Origin of the sequence: Lachnoanaerobaculum umeaense (genome assembly GCF_003589745.1) — a bacterium.
GTDB lineage: Bacteria > Bacillota > Clostridia > Lachnospirales > Lachnospiraceae > Lachnoanaerobaculum > Lachnoanaerobaculum umeaense.
Window position 1 is genome coordinate 708,143 of sequence record NZ_CP032364.1, and the last position, 23,436, is coordinate 731,578.

Sequence of the window (23,436 nt, forward strand, 5' to 3'; positions counted from 1 at the left end):
ATGTCTAAGGAAAAGAAGCTTGTAGAAGAAATTACTTCCATGGAAACAGACTTTGCGAGGTGGTATACAGACATCGTGCTTAAGGCAGAGCTTGTAGACTATACAAGTGTAAAAGGTTGCCTTGTAATAAGACCTGCCGGTTATGCAATATGGGAAAATATGAAAAATGAAATAGACAGAAGATTTAAAGAAACCGGCATTCAAAACTGCTACTTACCGATGTTCATACCTGAGAGTCTATTACAAAAAGAGGCAGACCATGTAGAAGGTTTTGCACCGGAAGTGGCATGGGTAACTCATGGAGGGCTTGAAGAATTGGATGAAAGACTATGTGTCAGACCTACATCTGAAACATTGTTTTGCGACTACTACTCAAAGGTTGTAAAGAGCTATAGAGATTTGCCACAGCTTTTAAATCAGTGGTGTTCAGTAGTAAGATGGGAGAAGACTACAAGACCTTTCCTTCGTTCAAGAGAGTTTTTGTGGCAGGAAGGACATACAGTTCATGCTAGTGCCAAGGAAGCACATGATAGAACTGTACAGATGCTTGAAGTATATGCAGACTTCTTTGAGAAAGACTTGGCAATACCGGTTATCAGGGGTATAAAGACTGATAAAGAAAAGTTTGCAGGTGCTGAGGCTACATATACAATAGAGGCACTTATGCATGACGGAAAGGCACTGCAGTCAGGTACCAGTCATTACTTCGGAGATGGCTTTGCAAAGGCATTTGATGTAACATTTACAGATAAGGACAATCAAATCAAGCCGGTTTTTGAGACCTCATTTGGTATGACTACAAGAATAATAGGTGCTGTTATAATGGTACATGGTGACAATTCAGGTCTTAAACTGCCACCACATATAGCACCAATTCAAGTAAATATTATACCGGTAGCAGCACATAAAGAGGGTGTACTGGATGCTGCGAATGCACTTAAGAACAGATTGGTTGCGGCAGGAGTAAGGGTAAAACTTGATGATAGTGAGAAGAGTCCGGGATTTAAGTTTGCAGAGTCAGAGATGAGAGGTATACCTCTAAGAATAGAGATTGGACCTAAGGATATTGAAAATAATCAATGTGTATTTGTTAGAAGAGATAATGGTGAAAAGATATTTGTTTCACTTGAAAATGTAGAGAGTGAAGCCAAGGAATGTCTGGAGAATATTCAAACAAATATGTATGAAACTGCACTTGCACATAGAGAAGCTCATACTTATGAGGCAAGAACTATGGAAGAGTTTAAGGACATTGCAGATAATAAGCCCGGATTTATCAAGGCTATGTGGTGTGGTGATAGAGCTTGTGAGGACAAGATAAAGGAAGAAGCAGGAGCTACATCAAGATGTATGCCTGAAGCACAGGAGCAGCTGAGTGATGTATGCGTTTGCTGCGGTAAGAAGGCTACAAAGATGGTCTACTGGGGAAAAGCATATTAAATTTTAAAGGAGACCGCAGTCAAAGGGCTGCGGTTTTAATGTGGTGGAGAAAATAATGATAATTGATTTACCTAAGAATGTTGAAAAAATCATAGAGCGTTTAGAAGAAAATGGTTTTGAGGGATTTGCTGTAGGAGGATGCGTAAGAGATTCACTACTGCAAAAGACTCCAACAGACTGGGATATAACGACAAACGCTCTACCAAATGAAATGAAAAAGATATTCAAAAAAACATTTGATACAGGTATTGCACATGGTACGATTACAGTGCTTATGGATGGTATAGGCTATGAACTGACTACATATAGAATAGATGGAAACTATTCTGATGGAAGACATCCGGATACAGTTTCATTTAGTAGAAATTTGTCAGAAGATCTATGTAGAAGAGATTTTACAATAAATGCAATGGCATATTCACATAAAAGAGGGATAGTAGACTTATATAATGGGAGAGAGGATCTTGATAAAGGCATTATAAGGGCAGTTGGAGATGCAAAAAAAAGATTTGATGAAGATGCACTGAGAATGCTTCGAGCAATCAGATTTTCATCACAGCTTGGCTTTGAAATAGAGGAGTCTACATTTGATGCAATAAAAGAGAAGTCTGCTATTTTATCAAAGGTGAGTAAGGAGAGAGTGTTTGTAGAACTCAACAAGACTCTTTGTGGTGATTTTGCAGGAAATATAAAATCAATATATAAGAGTGGTCTTAATAGATATATTGGAAAAGAATTTGCTAAGTTAAAAGAAGAGTTCTATGATTTTTATCCAAGAAAATTAGGTGATGAAAAGCATATGTATTGGACTGCTTTTTTGCAGGATATAAAGGATACGGGTTCGTTAAAGAAGATATTTTTTGAGCTGAAGTCTGATAATGCTACAAGAAACAATACCTGTTTGCTTGTAGAAGAACTTCGACTTCCATTGCCTGAGAGTGATGAGGACATCAGGTGGTCATTAAACAGATTGGGTTATAAGTTGTTTGAGGATTATCTGAAAATATGTAAAAGTGATAAGAGAAAAGAAGCAGATTTGCCAAAGATATACGCTATAGAAAAAAGTTATGAGAAAATAAAAAAGGAGAACCATCCATTTGAGATAAACATGTTGGATATCACAGGCAGGGATTTAATTGAACTTGGAATACCAAAGGGTCCGTGTATCGGAGACACTCTTGAATACTTATTGAAAATAGCAATAAAAGACCCTGATTCAAACAAAAAAGAAAAACTTATCGAGAAAATAGATAAGAATATAATTTCTTAAATACAAACAGCTTTTATTTTACAATCCTATATGGACTGAAAATAAAAGCTGATTTTATTATTTTCTATTTCTTTTCTTTATTTCACTAAGTTCCTTAACCTGATTTATATATTTCTTATTAAGTCCTGGATTACCCTTTATCATATTTCTGATAAAGAATGCCATTACCTTACCTATCTTTGGAAAGCTTAGAGATAACTTTTCTCTTGCAACTTCATATTTTATTTTCTGTTCAAGAAAGGTAGGAGTTTTTGAAGCAACTGTATTTGACAGAGAAGAAATTATATTTTCGATTTCAGACTTTAATGATGAGAGACTCAACATGTCATTCGCCTGGCTCATACGCTCAGCTACACTGTCCTTAATACCAATGAGTTTATTCTGTGTTCCGGTGAGGAGTCCGCCTGCTATAATAGAAAGTTTTTCTTTGACCTCTGAAAACTCTGACTTTGCTTTTTCAAGTGCAGCATAAGCCTTTGCAATACTAAAGGCAGCCTTTATGGAGAGGATAAGATCTGAGAAAAATATAATATTTACTACCATTATAGCAGTCTTTAAATTCTGTTCACTTATCTTGGAGACAAATCTAGATACATTCACCTGCAAAAAATATGTAAGCAGTATAGATAAGAAGCCCCAAGCTATTGAAGATGAAAATGATATATATCCATTCAAATTCAGTTTATGATCACTATAGTCCCAGTATTTTACCTTGAAAAGTTTTTCCATCACATAACCGGTTACATACTCCAAGATAGTGGCAGCTATCATTCCGGAAAAATATACACCTAAGATATTATCTTGAAAATTATGCGTGATAATAAGTACAAAAATAGCACCAAATGCATATATAGGTATATAGGGGCCTCTAAGGAAGCCTCTGTTTGTAGGTTTTCGTTCCTTTATAGTGGCGTATCCGGATTCAAAACACCAACCCAAAAAGCAATATATATAAAAAAATGCAATCCATTGTATTAAAGCATACTTGTCCATAAATCCCTCCAATGAGAACAATAATACCATAGAGGAATAGTATTAACAAGTTGCTTAGTATATAAAAGCAATTAAATCTAACTATAAATCATTTTTTATGTTATAGTAAGGTATTAGGGTAAAATTATTTTGATCCAAACAGATATTATAGAAATTTACTATTAAAACAAAAAAGAAAGTAAGAATATGAAAGTAAGTATATGCTGCATTACCTACAACCATGGTAAATATATTAGAAAGGCGATAGACTCCTTTTTGGCACAAAAAAGAAACTTTGACATAGAGATTTTGATAAATGATGATGCCTCTACAGATGATACGGCTAACATTATAAGAGAGTATCAGGAGAAATATCCTGATATTATAAAACCGCTCTTTCATGAGGAAAATATGTACTCACAGGGTGTGACAAATCCAAGTGGAACCTATAACTTCCCAAGAGCTACAGGCAAATATATAGCTATGTGTGAGGGAGATGATTACTGGTGTGATGAGAATAAGCTTCAAATTCAGGTGGACTATATGGAGGACCATAGTGAGATAAGTTTTTGTTTTCATGCGGCAAAAGTGGAAAATTTGGATGCTACATTTTCTCCTAATCTTATTAGACCGTATGAAAGCAGCGGAGTAATAAGTGCAAAAGAAGTGATAAATAAAAGAACACATTATCCTACTGCATCATTGCTGTTAAGAACAGAGTATATGAAGGATTTACCGAAATATTATTTTGAATGTAAAGTAGGTGATATACCTATGCAGATAATATCAGCAAAATATGGTGATGCCTATTATATAGACAAAGTGATGAGTGTGTACAGAATGGGAGTACCTACATCTTGGACAGCCTCACAGTTTAGTGGTGATTATAAAAGAAAACAAGAAGAATATTATCAAAATATGGAAGTCATGTATAAGGTATATGATGAGGATTCAAAATATAGATTTCATACAGAAGTGGAAAGTGCAACGAAGAGGTTACGCTTTTTGACATATGTTAATATAAGAGATTTTAGAAACATATTATCAAGGGAATTTAAAAAAGAGTACAAGGAGCTGGACTTTAGAGAGAGATTCTTTATAAAATTTGAATACTTACTGCCGATGGTATATAAACTAGTTAGAAAAGCAGCACTATACTTTAAAAGATAATGGAGGTCTATGGAATTTAAAAATATAAATCTTATAAAAGTGGTGAAAATAGCTGTAGGTACAGGTTTGGCAATATTTATAGCCAATATACTTGGGTTAAACTATGGAGCTTCAGCAGGTATTATAACATTGCTAAGTATACAGGATACAAAAAAGTCCACAATAAAAATAGCCTTAAAAAGGATAGAGGCATTCGTTTTGGCTATGGTAATCGCATATGCAGTATTTAATATATTTGGATTTGATACATTTGCATTGGTATGCTACCTGTTGGTGTTCGTAGCAGCCTGCATGGCCTTTGATTTGAATGAAGGTTTGTCACCATGTACAGTTTTGGTTACTCATATTATGGCTGAAAAATATATGAACTATGATGTGGTAAAAAATGAAGCGGCATTGATGCTTGTAGGTACATCAGTAGGAATAATTTTGAATATGTATATGCCAAGAAATCTAAAGCATATAAGAGAGTATCAGGCTAATATAGAAAAAGAAATAAAGAATATCCTGGATATATTAGTTAGATTTTTAAATGATGAAAGTGGTATAACAAAATTAGAATATGATTTTGATGAATTGGAAAAGATTATAGATAGTGCAATTTCAAAATCATACATTGATAAGGATAATATATTGAGCTATGATTTGAAGTATTTTATAAACTATATGGAGATGAGAAAATCCCAAATCATGACACTCAGGTATATTTATGATCAGGGTAAAGGTATAAAAACCAGACCTGATCAGGCGAGAGATATTGCAGAGCTTATCCACAATTTGATTCCCAAGTTGCATGAATCAAATAATGCTATGAATGCTTTGCTGGATTTATATTTAGTTAAAGATAAGATGAAAAATTATGAGCTTCCAAAGAGTAGAGAAGAATTTGAAGACAGGGCAACATTGCACTCTATGGTAATAAACTTTGAACAGTTTTTGGAAATTAAAAGAGAATTTGCTGCAAATTTAAGTGAAGATGAGAAAAATACATTTTGGAATAGGTGAAAATATGGCAAAGAAATATTATGCAGTTAGAAAAGGAAGAAAAACCGGAGTTTTTGAGACTTGGGATGAGTGTAAAAACTCAGTAAGCGGATTTTCAGGTGCAGCATACAAAAGTTTTACAAATAGAGAAGATGCTATAGCTTTTGTAAATGGAGATACAGAAAATAATATAGATGATAAAGAAGAGAAGCAGTCAGAGGCATTTGCATATGTGGATGGAAGCTATGATGACACTACAAAGGCATACTCTTATGGCATGGTGATAATGCATAATGATGATGAATTATATTTTTACAAGAAATTTGAAAAAGATGATATGAGCGATATGAGAAATGTTGCCGGAGAGATACAGGGATCTATGGCTGCAATGCAGTATTGTCTGGATAAAGGTATAAAGAGTATTAGCATTTTTTATGACTATGAGGGAATAGAAAAATGGTGTAATGGCGATTGGAAAGCAAGAAAAGACGGCACTATGAGATATGTTGAGTTTTATAGAAATGCTTCAAGGCAAGTGGATGTAGACTTTATAAAGGTAAAGGGACATTCGGGAGACAAATATAATGATATGGCAGATGAGCTGGCAAAAAAGGCCCTGGGCTTAATATAAATAAAGAGGAGTGTCAGATGACACTCCCTTTATTTGTCGGTATCAAATATACCGAGTCTTTTAAAAACCAAATCATAACCATCATTGCCATAGTTAAGTGAACGATTCACTCTGGAAATGGTAGCAGTGGATGCTCCGGTCTCCTCCGCAATCTCCAGATAAGTCTTCTTTTCACGCAACATCTTAGCTACTTCATATCTTTGAGAGAGGGAAAGCAACTCGTTCACAGTGCAAACATCCTCAAAGAAAGTATAAAATTCTTCTTTATTTTTTAATGTAAGGATGGCGTCAAATAGATGGTCTACTGCGTCTGTCCTAATCTTGTTATTCATAACTAATGCTCCAATCAAATGATATATATATTTTAGCATTTTAACTTGTAAAAGTAAAGTTTAGAGAAAATAATATTTTTGATGATTTAAATTAGAAAAGATGGTATTATATCTTATTGTATAAAGCCAAATAACCCTGGGAGGGAATTTTTAAAAATGACAGATACTATATTAAGTTTAGAAAATATTGAAAAAAGCTTTGATGGAGAAAATATTTTAAAGAATATCTCTCTGGACATAGGAAGAGGGGAGTTCATCACTCTTTTGGGTTCAAGTGGTTGTGGAAAGACAACTACAATAAGAATTATAGCAGGACTCGAGACTCCGGATAGTGGAAAAGTTATACTGAATGGAAAGGATATTACAGAGCTTGCACCTGAAAAAAGAGATGTAAATACTGTATTTCAAAATTATGCCCTGTTTCCACATATGAATGTAGAGAAGAATATAGGTTATGGACTTAGATTGAAGAAAATGCCAAATAACGAGATAAAAAAAGAGGTGGAAAAAGCACTTTCTTTGGTGCAACTGGAGGGCTACGAAAAAAGAAACCCAACACAACTTTCAGGAGGACAGAGACAAAGGGTAGCAATAGCGAGAGCAATTGTAAACAAACCTAGCGTACTACTTTTGGATGAGCCGCTTGGTGCATTGGATCTGATGCTCAGAAGGCAGATGCAAATGGAGTTAAAGAAGCTCCAAAAAGCACTGGGAATTACATTTATATATATAACACATGACCAGGAAGAAGCTCTAAACATGTCATCAAGAATAGTTGTTATGAGAGATGGCAGGATAGAACAGATAGGTACTCCGGAAGAGATATATGATACACCTAATACAGCATTCGTAGCAGAGTTTGTAGGCGGTGCAAATCTATATAGAGATGGAGAAAAGATATATGCTATTAGATCAGAGCATGTAAGACTTGGAGCAGGAGACTATGAAGGTATAGTTGTAGAAAACAGCTTTACGGCAGGATTGTCAAAAGTAAAAGTTAGATTAAAGGACGGCCAGGAAATAACATCATCACATATGGGTATGAATATAAACCTGAATCCGGGAGATGAGATAAGTATAGGCTGGAATAAGAATGATATGGTGGAGGTTCAAGGTGAAAAATAAATATTTACTTAGAATACCTATATACCTTTTTACATTACTGTTTGTGGTCTTGCCACTGGCATATATGGTAATTATCAGTTTTTTGACAAAGGCAAAAACTTGGGGATTTGATTTTACTTTTACATTGGATAATTACAAAAAAGTATTTGAGCCATTTTATTTAAATATATTTTTGGAGTCCATAAAGCTTGCCATAGCTTCAACGATATTGGTTACAATTATAGGCTATCCTTTCGGATATTTTATGGGTAGACTTAGCACAAAATGGAAGAGAAGAATGATGATTCTTCTTATGATACCATTTTGGACAAGTGGACTTATAAGACTGAATGGTTGGATAATAATATTCAGAAGTAATGGAGTATTGGATAAGTTTTTGATGTTTCTTGGTATTACAAAGTCACCATTGAAATTACTTTATACATATCCGGCAGTTTTGGTAGGTATGGTATATTTTCTATTACCTTTTATGATACTGTCAGTGTATTCAAGTGTGGAAAAGATGGACTGGAGTTTGATAGAAGCTTCCAGAGATTTGGGTGCAAGTAAGCTTGAAGCTTTTCTTACAATAACACTTAGACTTACAATGCCGGGACTGCTGAGTGGAGTAGTACTTACCTTTGTACCAAGTATGGGGCTTTTCTATATCTCAGATATACTTGGAGGAAATAAGATAGTTTTGATAGGAAGTGTAATAGTGGAGCAGCTTACAAAACTTAGAAATATACCTTTTGCGGCAGCACTAAGTGTGATACTTATGTTGCTCACAACATTATTCTTGAAACTATATAAGAAGATTTCAGGTACAGGAGAATTGGAGGGACTATTTTGAAAAAAGTATCAAAAGCAGCCATTATATTTTTGGGTCTGGTAACGATTTTAAATTATCTTCCAATTATACTTACAGTAGTTTATTCCTTCAATAAATCCAAGTTGACAAGTGTATGGGATGGCTTTTCTCTGGACTGGTATAAAATGCTTTTAAATGATGGAGATATAAAGAAAGCACTTTTAAACAGTATTATATTGGCCCTTTTAGCTTGTATGCTTTCGCTTATAATAGGTGTAAGTGCGGCACTTGCCATGAGAGGGAAAAAACTTATTTTTGATGACTTCATCAGTAACTTTGCATCTCTGCCTATAATGATTCCTGAAATTATTTTGGGAATGGTTTTTATGGCAATATTTTCATATATGAACTTGCCTTTTGGTTTTGTAACCATGACGATTGCACATAGTTCATTCTGTATACCATATATATTCTTAATTGTAAGAGCAAGACTTATGGGAATGGACTTGTCCTTGGAAGAGGCTGCAAGAGACCTTGGTGCAAGCGAATTTGAAACATTTAGAGATGTGACATTGCCATATATATTACCGGGAATTGCATCAGGAATGTTATTATCATTTGCAATGTCCTTTGATGATGTGGTAATATCTATATTTACGACCGGTCCTTCAGTAAATACTCTTGCTATCAAGATATATACAAAGATGAAGACAGGTATAACTCCTGAAATAAATGCTCTTGCTACAGTTATTCTGGTGATTACTGTACTTATAATATTTATTTCAGAAAAAACAAGGAAGGATTGATATTCAAACTTTCCGGAATATTTATTTGGAGGTAGATTTAATGAAATCTAAAGTATTAGGTTTGCTCGGTTTGGGAGCAGCTATTGCACTTACAGCATGTGGAGGAGGCAGTAAAGAGACGACACAGCAAGGTACAGATACTGGAAATAGCAGTCTTAAGGGTACTACACTAAATCTTTATACATGGGACGGAATGTTTCCACAGGAGGTACTGGACGGATTTACAGAAAAGACCGGTGTAAAGGTAAATTATTCAAACTTTGATCTTGATGAGACAATGCTTGCAAAGCTTGAAGAGACTAAGGGTGGTGATTATGATATAGTTGTGGCAGATGACTATATTGTACAGCTTGCTATACAGGAGGGACTTGTTACTGAGTTGGATAAAACAAAGATTTCAACTTATGGCAATATAAATCCTCTGTATCAAAGCAAGTTCTATGACCCGGAGAATAAGTATACCCTCCCTTATGGAGCCGGTATTCCTTTGATTGCGTATAATCCTGAGACTGTGAATCTGGATATTACAGGTTATGAAGACCTTTGGAATCCTGAACTTGCAGGAAATGTGGGTATTGTGGGAAATTATCGTGTTATAGATGGTATAACATTAAAGACATTTGGGTATTCATTTAATACCAATGATTTAGCTCAGATTCAGCAGGCAGGAGATAAGTTAAAATCACTTGCACCAAATATTCGTCTTATAAATGATAACAATTTGCAGGATTATCTCCTAAGTGGTGAGGTAGGAGCTGCATTTATGTACACTTCACAGGTGAATCAGGCACTCAAGGCAAATCCGGATCTTAAAGTTGTTTATCCAAAGGAGGGTCTTGGCTTCGGCGTAATGGCAAGTTTTATTCCTTCAAAGGCACCAAACTCAGAGGCTGCATACGCATTCTTAGATTATATCAACGAGCCTGAAGTAGCTGCAAAATGTTTTGAATATATAGGATATTTCGTTACCAATAAGGCAGCAGAAAACTATGTTTCAGATGATTGGAAGGATTTGATTGTATTCCCGGAAGACAAGCTTTCACTTATTGAAAATGGTGAATTGATTGAAAATATCAATGATGATGCAAATGAACTGCACAATAAACTTTGGGAAGAGTTTAGACAGAAAACAAATTAATATTAGAATATATGGCATAGTCTTTTAATAAGGACTATGTCTTTTTTTGACTCTTTATAAAAAGTTTGGATTGGTAAGTAGCAACTTGTAATAATAAATTAAAAAATACCCTCCTTACCATTTTTGGTAAAGAGGGTATATGTCAGCCACTTTATAGTGGTATGAATTTATTACCTTCCCTGCATTATAGGATCTGTAGGATCATAGGTTTGGTTTGCAGGAATTGGTTGATCAATAGCGTCCTTTTCTACAGGACCCTTATCTGTTGGATCATTGTATACGATAACAGGTGTATTCATAGGTGTATTATAGTATACCCAAGCTGCATCACCTGCACGAAGTCTTAGACATCCGTCAGATCTTGCATCATCCATGTAATTGTATGTAGCTGCCTCAAGTCTGTTTGAATCAGCTTTATCACGGTAAATAAGTGAATGTATGATATAGCCGTCTTTAAATCTTGATAAGAACTGGCAGTAGATATTATCATGCATTATTTTCCATCTGTACTTCACATATGTTTTAAATGTACCTACAGGAGTACCCGGTCCATCTGTTGACATAAATGTTTTGAAAGGAATGATATAACCATTATCTCCGTCCTTAGCCATGATATACATTGTCATAGTAGCCTTGTTGTACTTTATCTGATATGAACCCTGTAAGCCCATAATAGGCTCAAGATCTCTTACCACGGCACCTGTATTCTCATCAAGGTAATATTTGTAGCCATTGATATACTGCCATCCCTTTTGCTTAGCACCGTCTACAAAGTAGTACTGGTCATTATTATAAAATGCCCATCCGGTGTATGCGTTTGCTGATGAATACTGAACTTGTCCATCTGCATCTAAATAAGTACCCTCATATACAGGAGCTTCCATAAGAACCTTTGTAGGCTCTGTAAACTCTGTCTGCTTATCCCACAATGTGAGCTTAAGTGCAACTATATATCTGTCAGTACCGATAGTACCAAGAGTTTGACCGTTCTTAGCCCAGTCAAGTACAGTTCCGTCATTTAAAACGGCCTTATAGTATAAGTCACTTCTAACTCCGGTATATCCCTTTACTCTTATTTGAACTGCTTGAACTCTGTTCTCAGGATCTGTAATAGGTGCAGTCTCTTTAGAGTTCATCCAAGTAGACCATCCTGATTTTATATTATAGGTTCTATAGTAGTACCTTCCGATACCTGAATGGTTAAGGTACAATCTTACAAAACCATCCCTTGAATAAGCATAATTGCCATTGTTTGACTCTGCTCCCGAAATTTCTTGAGCAGCTGCATTCCAAAGGCCAAAGTGAACCATCTGTGTTTCGCCAAGTATAGGCTCAGGATTTGTATTACCACCGCCTACATTGCCAAACCCTGCATTAGCTACAACGCTGTCAAGGTCAAGGTTCTCCGGAAAAGCAACGTCATTTACAGTGGATGGTATATAGTTATTTGTAGTAACTACATTACTTGTATCACCACCGGAAGTTGTATCAGTGTTTTCAGTGGATGCAGTAGTCTCGACAGCTGCCGGCTGTTGACTTTCACTTGAAACATTTCGCTTTACAACTCCTGCAGATGCACTTGATGCAAATACTGAAGAAATTATCAGTGCGGATGCAATTACGATTGAAAATCTTTTTAAATGCATATTTCCTCCTAAAAAAGATTACTTTAGTAAACTAAATTCACTATAGATAAAAATTATAACATATAAATTAATTTTGTTCAATGAATTTTAGTGTTCCGGATATTGTTGAGTAGTGAGTGATTAACAAAATATACAAAAATAATAGTGGTTTAAATTACATAAAAAGATTTGTTTGTGTAATTATAGATAAAATGAATATTACTTGTATTAAAATATATAATGAATTGATTGCAGTAACTATCAAAAAAGGGTTATAATATCAAAATAATTTAAATATTGATTGTATAGATATATACTATGTATTTTAGGAGGCGATATGGACAAACTTTATTGTAAAGGCGGAGGTTGTACGGCAAAGTTAGGAGCCGGAATACTCAGCCATATACTAGAGAGATTGCCAAAGCAAAATTTTGACGAAAATTTGATTGTAGGCTTTGATGCAAAGGATGATGCTGCAGTATATAAGCTGAGTGAAGATTTGGCATTTGTTCAAACCTTGGACTTCTTCCCACCAATGGTTGAGGATCCATATATTTTTGGACAGATAGCTGCTGCCAATGCTTTGAGTGATATATATGCTATGGGAGGTGAGGTAAAGACGGCACTTAATATAGTATGTTTTCCACAAAGCAGTGATTTGAATCTGCTTGGAGAAATAATGCGTGGAGGTTTGGAAAAGGTTAAAGAAGCAGGTGGAGTACTTGCAGGAGGGCATTCCATAGATGATGTGGATGTGAAATATGGTTTGAGTGTTACAGGTATTGTAAATCCCGGTAAGATTTATTCTAATAATACAGGTAGAACTAAGGATAAACTAATACTGACTAAGAAGCTTGGTGTAGGAATCATTTGTACTGCTGCCAGAATAGGCGAGACAGATGAAAAAACTTTGAATGAAGCTATAGATTCTATGAAAACTCTGAATAAATATGCATGTGAGATATCAAAAAAATATGATATACATGCCTGTACAGATATTACAGGATTCGGATTTTTGGGACATTTACTTGAAATGATGGATGATAATAAATCATGTGAGATTTTTGCAAATCAAATACCTGTATTTGAAGAGGCAAAATCACTTGCAGATGAGTTTTTGATCACTGCAGGTGGACAAAGAAATAGAAATCATGTTGGCGATAATGTAGAGTTTAATGATATTTCTTTTGCTATGGAGGAGATTTTGTTTGACCCTCAGACATCAGGAGGTCTTTTGCTTGCAGTGTCTTTTGATGAGGCAGAGTCACTTTTAGAAGAACTAAGATGTGCAGGTCTTCCGGCAGCTATAGTCGGAGAAATAAAAGAAAGAGAAAATGTAGCTATAAAAGTAGTTAATAGATAGAAAAGAGGTAAATATGATTAAGGTTAATGCAATAGGGGATGCTTGTCCAATACCGGTAGTTAAAACTAAGAATGCCATAAGAGATCTTGGCGGTAGCGGAGTGGTAGAAGTGAGTGTAGACAATGAGATAGCTGTCCAAAATCTTCTTAAGATGGCAAAGCAAAAAGAATATGAAGCAAAATTTGATAAGAAATCAAACACAGAGTATATTGTGACTATAAATGTTAACTCGGAGGTGATTTCCGATACTAAGGTGACTAATGACAGTTCGGATGAAATAAAGTTAAAACAGACTGTAGTTGTGATAGACTCTGATAAAATGGGAGACGGAGAAGAGGAGTTTAGTAAGACTCTTTTAAAGGGATTTATATATGCCTTAAGTTCACAGGATATACCTCCTGCTAAGATAATTTTCTACAATACAGGTGTAAGGATGACTACAGAGGGTTCTGCAAGTATTGAAGATTTGAAAGTTTTATTAAATGCAGGAGCGAAGATCTATTCATGTGGTGCCTGTTTAAATAACTATGGTCTTAGCGAGAAGCTTCAGGTAGGTGAGGTGACGAATATGTATGATATTGTTGGACATCTCATGGATGCAGACCTTGTGATAAGACCATAATGATTTATTTGGACAATGCTGCTACAACATTTAAAAAACCACAGAATGTAATAGATGCTATAAACTATGCTTTGGCTTCGTATAGCAATAGTGGAAGAGGAGCTTATAGAGCTGCACTTGACTCAGGTAGAATGGTATACGAAACTAGGGTTAAGATAGCTAAGTTCTTTGGTAGCAAGGATCCTTCAAGAGTTATTTTCACTTCAAATGCTACAGAAAGCCTAAATATAGTGTTATTTGGTATATTTAAAGCAGGGGACCATGTTATAAGCACGGTTACTGAGCATAATAGTGTGCTAAGACCACTGTATAAGTTGGAAAGTGGACTTGGAATAGATTTGGATTTTGTAGGCATAGATGCTTGTGGCAGGCTAAAATATGATGAATTTAAGAAGTATATAAGACCTAATACTAAGGCAATAGTGGTAAATCATATATCAAATGTGACAGGTGAAATAGCAGATTTAGAATATATCAGTAAATTTGCAAAAACCAATAATATATATCTGATTGTAGATGCATCACAGAGTGCCGGTAATATAGATATAGATATGTCAAAAATGAGCATAGATATACTTTGTTTTACAGGGCATAAATCTCTTTTCGGACCGGGAGGTACAGGTGGCATTGTAATAAATAGGGATATTTACATAGACAGCTTTAAAGTTGGAGGCAGCGGAGTACAGTCATTTAATAAAGAGCAGCCCAAGGAATATCCTACAAGGCTGGAAGCCGGGACACTCAATATAATGGGTATAGCCGGACTGGGTGCCGGTATCGATTTTATAAATGAAGTTGGTATAAGGAATATACATAAAAAAGAAATGTATCTTTTGAAAAGACTGTATGATGGTATAAAGAGTGTCAAAGGTATAAGTTTTTATATGGACTGTAATTCTATTGAAAATGAACCTGAAAATATAAGGCATGGAGGTATTCTTTCTATAAATTTAGATTGTATTCCCTCCGGTGAGTTGGCAGATATACTGGGTTATGACTATGATATAGCTATAAGGGCAGGAGCACATTGTGCACCGCTTGTACACAGAGCATTTGAGACAGTGGAAGACGGCATAGCCAGATTTTCTTTTTCATATTTTAACACTGAGGAAGAAATTGATGCAACAATCAAAGCAATAAAAGAAATAGTGGAAGATAAATGAGAGAAAAAAGTTGGAAATATATAGTTACTTTTCAAACAACTACAGCTGCAATGGCCTTTGAGAGCTTATGTGAAAAGGAAAATGTTCCGGGAAGATTGATACCGGTGCCAAAGGAGATCTCATCAGGATGTGGTCTGGCATGGTGTGTAGCATATGAATCTGCAAATCTTGTGGATGATTTGATTGAAAAGAAGAAACCGCTATATGACAAAGCCGACAAAGTTTGGCATTAGTATAAATATCTAAAAAAGAGTTTGTATAACTTAAAAAGAATAATATTTAGATTGATTTTATGACAAAAAAATGATAATATATAAAAATCAAGTTTGAACGAGCAGATTTTTTATAAGAAATTATGTAAAGAAAGTATTATATTAGACAAACAATGACATATCTGACTAAAAGATATGTTATATATATTGTTTGATATATCTTATATATACTTTCTTTATTTTATTAGAGCTTTGATTTTTAGAAAGTTCCTTGTACATTTCATCTTTTAAGAGATGCAAGATAAATAAATATCTTTTTAAGGAGGATTATCGATGGATGTAAAATCAAAAAGTTCAGATGTAAGTATTGAGAATATTTACAAGCTGGACGGAAGAGTTCCGGTGGCAAAGGCAATACCATTCGGACTACAGCATGTTATGGCTATGTTTGTTGCCAATCTGGCACCTATACTTATAGTATGTGGTGCGTCAAAGTTACTTGGAAGTGATGCTGATGCGATCGGTGGAGTGGAGCTTGCAAGAATCATGCAAAGTGCCATGTTTATAGCAGGCCTTGGAACTTTGGTACAGTTATATCCTGTATGGAAAATTGGTTCAAGATTGCCGGTTGTAATGGGAGTAAGCTTTACCTTTGTACAGGCACTGGTCTATATAGGTACTAATTTTAATTATCAAACAGCGATTGGTGCGATAATAGTCGGCGGATGTGTAGAAGGCTGTCTTGGATTAACTTATAAGTATTGGAAAAAGATAGTTTCACCAATAGTTTCGGCTTGTGTAGTTACTACCATAGGTTTTTCTCTACTTGCAGTAGGTGCAAGAAGCTTCGGAGGAGGCTATGTGAAGGATTTTGGTGCTCCAAAGTATATGATTGTAGGTCTTATAACACTTGTATCATGTATAGCATTCAGTTCGCTTGCGAAGGGGTTTTGGAAGCAGCTTAATGTAATGTTTGGTCTTATAGTTGGATATATAACTTCTCTTATGTTTGGTATTGTAGATTTTTCACATTTTACAGGAACAATAAATACAGTGGGATTTATCGCATTGCCGAGAGTACTGCCATATAAGCCAATATTTAATCCCGGTGCAATTTTATCAGTTGTACTAATTTTCTTGGTATCTGCTGCAGAGACGATCGGTGATACAACTGCTGTAGTGGCAGGTGGACTTGACAGGGATATTACAGAAAAGGAAGTATCCGGATCGCTTGCCTGTGACGGATTTCTAAGTGCTGTATCAGGTGTGTTTGGATGTATGCCTATAACATCATTTTCACAAAATGTTGGGCTTATTGCAATGACGAAGGTAGTAAACAGATTTACTATAATGTTTGGTGCATTGATACTTATATTGGCGGGAATATTTCCACCAATAGGTGCATTTTTCTCAACATTACCGGAACCTGTACTTGGTGGATGTACAATAGTTATGTTCGGTACTATAGTGGTAAGCGGAATGGATATGATCGGAAAATGTGGATTTAATCAAAGAAATACAATAATTGCAGCTTTATCTATAAGTATCGGAATAGGCTTTACCCAGACGCCTGAGATTTTCCAATATTTACCAAATGTAATAGGAGATGTTTTTGCAGGTAATTCAGTTGCAGGTGTATTTGTACTTTCAATGCTTTTAAATTTCTTATTACCAAAGGATATGGATATAAAGAAACTGACAGGAATGTAATAATATGATAATTTCATTAGTTGGTGGTGGTGGAAAGACCACCACCATGTTTTATATAGGGAGATATTTTGCCAAAGAGGGCAAGAATGTAATAGTCACCACTACTACTCATATAGTAAAACCGGAAAATTATATGGATATAGATTCTGCAAAAGAACTAAAAAATATTACTTTTGGAGAGGAACCTGTTGTTATAGGCAAAGATATAGGTGAAAAGTTATCATCACCGGATATAAAAGAGGTGGAAGCCTTTGATAAATACGCTGATATTGTATTGGTTGAGGCTGACGGTGCCAAGAGGTTACCTATAAAATTGCCAAGAGATGGAGAACCGGTGCTACCTGAAAAAACTGATATATGTATAGTATGTATGGGTATTGATGCGGTAGGGGAAAAAATAAGTGAAAAATGCTTTAGGTATGAAATAGCTAAAGAACTCTTTGGGTGGAATAAAGATCATGTACTCAGCACAGAGGATGCTGCAAGAATTTTGACAGACAAAAGAGCAGGATTTAAAGGCATAAATAATAATAAATGCGTGTTTGTTATAAATAAGGTGGACGGTGAAGAGGATATGAAAAAAGCTTTAGAAGTAGAGAATTATATAAAGTTTTTTTGTAAAGAGAACGGATTTGATAATTTCAGGGTTTCAATAACTTCATATAGAGAGAATAGGGCGTTTTGTGATTTTGATTTTTTATAAAGAGGTGTGTTATGAATAAAAAAATTTGGATAAGAGGTGCCGGAGATCTGGCAACGGGAATTGCTTTGAGATTTTTTAGGTCAGGTTTTGATGTGATAATGTCTGATATTGCCGTACCGACAACAGTTAGAAGAACGGTAGCATTCTCACCTGCGATATATGAGGGCGAGGCAATAGTTGAGGGTATATCAGGTAAATTCTGTGATAATATATCAGAGATAGACAGTATAATTGAGTCAGGTGCTATTCCAATTATAGTGGATCCAAGCGGTGATATTATGAGAGAATATAAGCCTGAAGTTATAGTGGATGCAATTATTGCAAAAACCAATATTGGTACCGGAATAGATGATGCAAAGATAGTGATCGGTGTGGGTCCGGGATTTGAGGCCGGAGTTGATTGTCATGCTGTAGTTGAGACAAAAAGAGGTCATAATCTTGGTAGGGTGATCTGGAGTGGCAGTGCTTATCCAAATACCGGAGTGCCGGGGAATATTGGCGGATATACTGTAGAAAGAATAATAAGGGCAACTGCTGACGGAATTTTTAAGGCTAATGTAAGTATTGGTGACAGTGTAAAAGCAGGGGATTTAGTAGCGTATTGTGATAAAACTCCGGTATATGCCGGTATAGATGGAATAGTAAGAGGTCTTTTACAAGATGGTGTAAAGGTAAAGACCGGTATGAAATCAGGAGATGTGGATCCCAGAGCGCAAAAGGATTATTGCTTTAGCGTGTCTGATAAGGCTCGTGCTATTGGAGGTGGTGTACTGGAAGCTGTACTTGGACTTATGAGTAGTAGGAAAATCTGATGGATCTGATCATTTTGGCAGCCGGAGAGGGTAAAAGATTTGGCGGTGACAAGTTGATGTCCGACATAAATGGAGTCAAGTTGTACCAATATATGGAAAATACATATAAAAAGGCATACGATTTTGAAAATAAGATAATTGTAGGAAAAGATATAGAAATACTTGACTACTTTAAAAAAAGAGGATTTATCTCTGTATACAATGACAGACCTGATCTTGGAAAGTCCAGATCTATAAAACTGGCGGTAAAGGCATTAAAGTGCTTGGAGCATTCTGAGGCTGTCATGTTTGGAGTATGTGATCAGCCACTTTTAAAATCTGAGACTATATCTAAAATTATAGGTCAGTTTCAAAATTTCAATAAAAGCATTGGCAGTGTAAGATGTAATGGACGACTTGGCAATCCATGTATATTTTCAAGCAAATGGTTTGATGAATTACTTGATCTTGGAGAGGATCAGGGAGGAAAAAAACTTATAAAGAGGCATCTACAAGAAGTTCTGTTCGTAGATATAGAGGATGAAGATGAATTGTTGGATATTGACACCAGGGAGGCTTATACATATATTCTAAAAAAAATACAGTAAATATAAAGTTATAGTGCTTAAAGCTTTATTTATTGACAGACTCAATAAATAAAGCTTGTAATTATGCAATATGATATGATTTTAGTTTGACTAAAAGTATTTTAGATGTTATTCTATACATATATTCAAATAATAATTAAATACATACTTTTATATATGAAAATAATATAAATATTGATTTAATAAGGACTTATATAAGCTCATAATTGGATGGGCGTCTCTACCAATTACCGTAATAATTGACTATAGGCCCACTGGCATTGTGGGAGGGTGAAGTGTTTCCATGCAATGGCAGAAATACTTCACCTTTTTTGGTTTTAGGGGGAAATATGATAGTTAAGGGCAATTTGATAGATTGTGATAAGAATGGCACAATAAGGATAAGAGAGAATACTTACTTAATAGTTGAGAGCGGTATTATATCAAAGATATATTCTGAAGATGAAATTCCGAATTCCTTAAAAAATGAAAAAATAGAAGACTATAAGAATGCATTGATTATTCCGGGGCTTATAGATATGCATTTGCATGCTCCACAATTTTCCTTTAGAGGTTTGGGGATGGATATGGAGCTTCTTGACTGGTTGAACACTTATACATTTCCGGAGGAAACAAAGTATAAAAATATGGACTATGCAAAGAAGGCTTACCCAAAATTTGTGAAAGCTTTGACAAATAGTTTTACTACAAGAGCGGTTATTTTTTCTACATTGCATAAGGAAGCTACTGTTTTACTAATGGATATGCTTGAGAAAACAGGGTTGAAATGCTTTGTAGGTAAGGTGAATATGGATAGAAATTCAAGTGGTGAATTGATAGAAACTACAAGTGAGTCCATAGATGCTACAAGGGAGTGGCTTAATACTTGCAAAAATAGATATAAAAATACCAAACCTATAATAACTCCCAGATTTATTCCGAGCTGTAGTGATGAACTTATGAAAGAGCTTGGAGAAATAAGAGGAGATACCTATGGCTTACAGTCACATTTATCTGAGAATCCGAAGGAAGTGGAATGGGTAAGAGATCTTTGTCCTGATTCTGACGGCTATCTGGATGCTTATGATAAAAGAGGATGCTTGAATAAAAGTGATATTGGTACAGTGATGGCACATTGTGTTTACTCTGATGAAAAGGAAATGGAACTTTTAAAGAAAAGAGATGTTTATGTCGCACATTGTCCACAGTCAAATATTTGTTTGTCATCAGGTATAGCTCCTATAAGAAAGTTTTTGGACAGAGGAATAAAAGTTGGTCTTGGAAGTGATATAGCTGCAGGATATTCGCTTAATATATTAAATCAGGCTGTAGAAGCAATAGGACTTTCAAAGCTCTATTGGAGATATATAGACAGTAATTCAAAGCCTTTGGAATTGGCAGAGGCATTTGCTATGGCAACAAGGAATTCAGGGCCTTATTTTGGAAATATAGGTGCTTTTGAAGAAGGGTTTGAAGCTGATATCTTGGTCATAGATGATGAGGCATTGAATGATGGTGTTGATGATATAAGAAAGAGATTTGAAAGGTTCTTATATCTTTCTGATGAATGTTCTTTGATATCAAAGTATGTAGCAGGAGAAAAAATTATTATCAGTTAATTTTTATAATTTTCTTTTGCAGTATTTCGTAGAAGAAATTATAATTAGATTATATAAAAATATTAGAATTTAGAGAGGAAACAATATGGAGGTTGGAAAAAGTATTACCAGAGTGGATGCGTTTGACAAGGTCACAGGTAGAACAAAGTATACTGACGATTTATGTGATGCAGGAGCATATGTGGCAAAAATTGTGCATTCTACAATAGCTCATGGTAAGGTGCTTTCAGTTGACACTAGTGAAGCAGAGAAGATCGAGGGAGTTGTAAAGATTGTTACCTGCTTTGATCTGGGACAGTATAGAAATTACTTTCCTACAGCAGGACATCCATGGTCTACAGATGTAAGTCATCAGGACGTCGCAGACAGATTATTGCTCACAGATGAAGTTAAATTTTATGGTGATGATGTTGCTGCGGTTATAGCTGAAAATGAGGTAGCTGCAAATCAGGCACTAAGAGCTATTAAAGTTGAATATGAAGAGTACCCTGTAGTTACAGATGTTTTGGAAGCTATGAAGGATGGAGCACCACAACTTCATAAGGATTATCCTAACAATATTTTAAAGCACACAAGTATCAGCAGAGGTAATTATGCTGAGGCAATCAAAGAAGAGGGTCTTACGGTAGTTGACAGATGGTATAATACTGAACCTGTACAGCATTGCCATATAGAGAACTTTATCTGCTACGCATATGCTGAAGGCAAAAGAATTACGATAGTAGCTTCTACACAGATTCCTCATATTGCAAGAAGAGTTGTAGGTCAGGCTCTCGGTATTCCATGGGGAGATGTAAAAGTTATAAAGCCATATATCGGTGGTGGATTTGGAAATAAGCAGGATATACTATATGAGCCGCTTTGTGCATTCCTTTCACTACAGGTGGGTGGACATCTTGTAAAGCTTGATTGCAGCAGAGAGGAAACTTTCTTCGCAAACAGAACAAGACATGGTATAAAGTTCCACATAATTTCACATGTAAGAAAAGATGGTACATATGCTGCAAGAAAGATAGAGGCATTCTCAAACCAAGGTGCATATGCTTCACACGGACATTCTATTGCGGCAAAGGGGCTTGGAGCTTTTCCACAGCTTTATCCATGTGATAATGTTGAAGGCGATGCATATACAGTATTTACAAACAGACCTGTAGCCGGAGCTATGAGAGGATACGGAATTCCACAGGCTATGTTTGCAGTAGAGTCTCACACAGAAGATGTTGCTAAGGTAATGGGTATTGCACCTATCGACTTCAGACTTAAGAACCTTATGCCACAGGGATATAAGGATAATTTTTCAAAGAATGAGAACTACTATGATACATTTAGACAGTGTATTGAAAAGGGTAAAGCCTATATGGACTATGACAATAGACTTAAAGAGCTTTCAAATCAAACAGGCAGAATTAGAACAGGTATAGGAATGGCTACATTCTGGTATAATACAGCGGTTTGGCCTATATCACTTGAGTCATCATCATCAAGAATGGTACTAAATCAGGATGGTTCAGTAACATTACAGCTTGGTGAGACTGAAATTGGTCAGGGTGCAGACACAGCATTTTCACAGATGGCCGCAGAAGTTCTCGGAATCAGTACAGATGAAGTACATGTCATGTCAAATCAGGATACTGATATTACTCCATTTGGTACAGGTGCTTATGCCTCAAGACAGACGTATGTGGGCGGTTTCTCCATTGCTAAGACAGCAGGACTTTTGAAGCAGAAGATTCTTGATTATGCCTATATTTTGACAAATATGCCACCTGCAATCACAGATATCAAGAATTCTATGATAATAAGAACTACAGATAACAGAGAGCTTATTTCATTAAGAGATCTGGCAACAGAAGCTCTTTATTCTCTAAGTGACAGTAGACATATTACAGCAGAGTCTACAGCACAGATTAAGTCAAATGCGTATTCATTTGGATGCTGCTTTGCGGAGGTAGAAGTAGATATTGATATGTGTAAAGCAAAACTTACAAAGATCATTAATGTACATGATTGCGGTAAGCTTATCAACCCGGCACTCGCTAAGGCACAGGTAGAGGGCGGTATGAGTATGGGTATAGGCTATGCACTCTCGGAGGTACAGCTTGTAGATAAGAAGACAGGAAAAGTTTTAAATGATAACCTGCTTGATTATAAATTATCTACATGTATGGATCATCCACACCTTGAGACAGCATTTGTTGAAAATCCTGAGCCTACATCACCATTCGGTACAAAATCATTGGGTGAGCCACCGGTTTGTCCTGTGGCACCGGCTATAAGAAACGCTATTATGAATGCTACAGGTGTAGGGGTTAATGAATTACCTTTACGTCCGGAAAAACTGTATGAATATTTTGATAAAGCAGGTTTACTTAAGTAGGAGGAA

The 23,436-nt window shown here is 35.6% G+C and carries 22 protein-coding genes and 1 riboswitch; of the genes, 19 read left to right on the plus strand and 3 right to left on the minus strand.

What is annotated here, in order from left to right; genetic code table 11:
• Both proS and D4A81_RS03130 read left to right on the plus strand, forming a co-directional pair.
• Positions 1-1,440 (plus strand): proline--tRNA ligase, encoded by a 1,440-nt coding sequence (proS, locus tag D4A81_RS03125; RefSeq protein WP_111525177.1) that lies wholly within the window; start codon positions 1-3, stop codon positions 1,438-1,440.
• A 55-nt stretch (positions 1,441-1,495) separates the two neighbouring features.
• Complete coding sequence (locus D4A81_RS03130) at positions 1,496-2,710, plus strand: CCA tRNA nucleotidyltransferase (protein WP_111525176.1); 1,215 nt, start codon at positions 1,496-1,498, stop codon at positions 2,708-2,710.
• Between the two features lie 57 nt (positions 2,711-2,767).
• On the opposite strand, the gene D4A81_RS03135 is transcribed toward D4A81_RS03130, so the two are convergent.
• On the minus strand, positions 2,768-3,703 hold the full coding sequence (locus tag D4A81_RS03135) for a putative ABC transporter permease (protein WP_111525175.1): 936 nt from the start codon (positions 3,701-3,703) through the stop codon (positions 2,768-2,770).
• 186 nt (positions 3,704-3,889) lie between these two features.
• Here D4A81_RS03135 and D4A81_RS03140 point away from each other — a divergent pair, with 186 nt between their 5' ends.
• The 3 genes from D4A81_RS03140 to D4A81_RS03150 are packed head-to-tail and all read left to right on the plus strand — an operon-like array spanning position 3,890 to position 6,467.
• Positions 3,890-4,852 carry a glycosyltransferase gene (locus D4A81_RS03140; RefSeq protein ID WP_111525174.1) on the plus strand — a complete coding sequence of 321 codons (963 nt, stop codon included), beginning with the start codon at positions 3,890-3,892 and terminating at the stop codon, positions 4,850-4,852.
• 9 nt (positions 4,853-4,861) lie between these two features.
• Complete coding sequence (locus tag D4A81_RS03145; RefSeq protein ID WP_111525173.1) at positions 4,862-5,857, plus strand: aromatic acid exporter family protein; 996 nt, start codon at positions 4,862-4,864, stop codon at positions 5,855-5,857.
• 4 nt (positions 5,858-5,861) lie between these two features.
• Positions 5,862-6,467, plus strand: coding sequence for a ribonuclease H1 domain-containing protein (locus tag D4A81_RS03150; protein WP_111525204.1), 606 nt, complete (start codon positions 5,862-5,864; stop codon positions 6,465-6,467).
• A gap of 29 nt (positions 6,468-6,496) precedes the next feature.
• Here D4A81_RS03150 and D4A81_RS03155 read toward each other — a convergent pair whose 3' ends face one another.
• Positions 6,497-6,799, minus strand: coding sequence for a YerC/YecD family TrpR-related protein (locus D4A81_RS03155; protein WP_111525172.1), 303 nt, complete (start codon positions 6,797-6,799; stop codon positions 6,497-6,499).
• A gap of 156 nt (positions 6,800-6,955) precedes the next feature.
• Here D4A81_RS03155 and D4A81_RS03160 point away from each other — a divergent pair, with 156 nt between their 5' ends.
• From D4A81_RS03160 to D4A81_RS03175, 4 genes are read left to right on the plus strand one after another with little or no spacing between them, the layout of a single operon-like run.
• Positions 6,956-7,924: an ABC transporter ATP-binding protein gene (locus D4A81_RS03160; protein ID WP_111525171.1), complete on the plus strand. Its 969-nt coding sequence runs from the start codon at positions 6,956-6,958 to the stop codon at positions 7,922-7,924.
• Positions 7,914-8,756 carry an ABC transporter permease gene (locus D4A81_RS03165; protein WP_111525170.1) on the plus strand — a complete coding sequence of 281 codons (843 nt, stop codon included), beginning with the start codon at positions 7,914-7,916 and terminating at the stop codon, positions 8,754-8,756. Before D4A81_RS03160 ends, D4A81_RS03165 begins: the two co-directional genes overlap by 11 nt.
• Positions 8,753-9,520: an ABC transporter permease gene (locus D4A81_RS03170; RefSeq protein WP_111525169.1), complete on the plus strand. Its 768-nt coding sequence runs from the start codon at positions 8,753-8,755 to the stop codon at positions 9,518-9,520. Before D4A81_RS03165 ends, D4A81_RS03170 begins: the two co-directional genes overlap by 4 nt.
• Before the next feature lie 40 nt (positions 9,521-9,560).
• Positions 9,561-10,658, plus strand: coding sequence for a polyamine ABC transporter substrate-binding protein (locus D4A81_RS03175; protein WP_111525168.1), 1,098 nt, complete (start codon positions 9,561-9,563; stop codon positions 10,656-10,658).
• A gap of 170 nt (positions 10,659-10,828) precedes the next feature.
• Here D4A81_RS03175 and D4A81_RS03180 read toward each other — a convergent pair whose 3' ends face one another.
• On the minus strand, positions 10,829-12,304 hold the full coding sequence (locus D4A81_RS03180) for a L,D-transpeptidase family protein (protein WP_111525167.1): 1,476 nt from the start codon (positions 12,302-12,304) through the stop codon (positions 10,829-10,831).
• 316 nt (positions 12,305-12,620) lie between these two features.
• Here D4A81_RS03180 and selD point away from each other — a divergent pair, with 316 nt between their 5' ends.
• The 10 genes from selD to xdhA all read left to right on the plus strand — a co-directional run bounded on the left by selD (position 12,621) and on the right by xdhA (position 23,430).
• Positions 12,621-13,646 (plus strand): selenide, water dikinase SelD, encoded by a 1,026-nt coding sequence (selD, locus tag D4A81_RS03185; protein WP_111525166.1) that lies wholly within the window; start codon positions 12,621-12,623, stop codon positions 13,644-13,646.
• A 13-nt stretch (positions 13,647-13,659) separates the two neighbouring features.
• Positions 13,660-14,268 (plus strand): sulfurtransferase-like selenium metabolism protein YedF, encoded by a 609-nt coding sequence (gene yedF / locus D4A81_RS03190; protein ID WP_111525165.1) that lies wholly within the window; start codon positions 13,660-13,662, stop codon positions 14,266-14,268.
• Positions 14,268-15,431 (plus strand): aminotransferase class V-fold PLP-dependent enzyme, encoded by a 1,164-nt coding sequence (locus tag D4A81_RS03195; RefSeq protein WP_111525164.1) that lies wholly within the window; start codon positions 14,268-14,270, stop codon positions 15,429-15,431. Before yedF ends, D4A81_RS03195 begins: the two co-directional genes overlap by 1 nt.
• Positions 15,428-15,664 (plus strand): DUF3343 domain-containing protein, encoded by a 237-nt coding sequence (locus D4A81_RS03200; RefSeq protein WP_111525163.1) that lies wholly within the window; start codon positions 15,428-15,430, stop codon positions 15,662-15,664. Before D4A81_RS03195 ends, D4A81_RS03200 begins: the two co-directional genes overlap by 4 nt.
• 312 nt (positions 15,665-15,976) lie before the next feature.
• Entirely contained in the window at positions 15,977-17,353 is a 1,377-nt protein-coding gene (locus D4A81_RS03205) for a uracil-xanthine permease family protein (RefSeq protein ID WP_111525162.1), read from the plus strand.
• A 4-nt stretch (positions 17,354-17,357) separates the two neighbouring features.
• A complete protein-coding gene (yqeC, locus tag D4A81_RS03210) occupies positions 17,358-18,056 on the plus strand; it encodes a selenium cofactor biosynthesis protein YqeC (RefSeq protein WP_111525161.1) in 699 nt (232 codons plus the stop codon).
• Positions 18,057-18,067: 11 nt separating this feature from the next.
• Positions 18,068-18,868, plus strand: a complete 801-nt coding sequence (gene yqeB, locus D4A81_RS03215; RefSeq protein ID WP_111525160.1) for a selenium-dependent molybdenum cofactor biosynthesis protein YqeB — start codon at positions 18,068-18,070, stop codon at positions 18,866-18,868.
• Positions 18,868-19,455 (plus strand): nucleotidyltransferase family protein, encoded by a 588-nt coding sequence (locus tag D4A81_RS03220; RefSeq protein ID WP_111525159.1) that lies wholly within the window; start codon positions 18,868-18,870, stop codon positions 19,453-19,455. Before yqeB ends, D4A81_RS03220 begins: the two co-directional genes overlap by 1 nt.
• A gap of 170 nt (positions 19,456-19,625) precedes the next feature.
• Positions 19,626-19,721, plus strand: a riboswitch (purine riboswitch).
• Positions 19,722-19,784: 63 nt separating this feature from the next.
• Positions 19,785-21,053: an amidohydrolase family protein gene (locus D4A81_RS03225; protein WP_111525203.1), complete on the plus strand. Its 1,269-nt coding sequence runs from the start codon at positions 19,785-19,787 to the stop codon at positions 21,051-21,053.
• Between the two features lie 85 nt (positions 21,054-21,138).
• A complete protein-coding gene (xdhA, locus tag D4A81_RS03230) occupies positions 21,139-23,430 on the plus strand; it encodes a xanthine dehydrogenase subunit XdhA (RefSeq protein ID WP_111525158.1) in 2,292 nt (763 codons plus the stop codon).
• Positions 23,431-23,436: the final 6 nt, after the last annotated feature.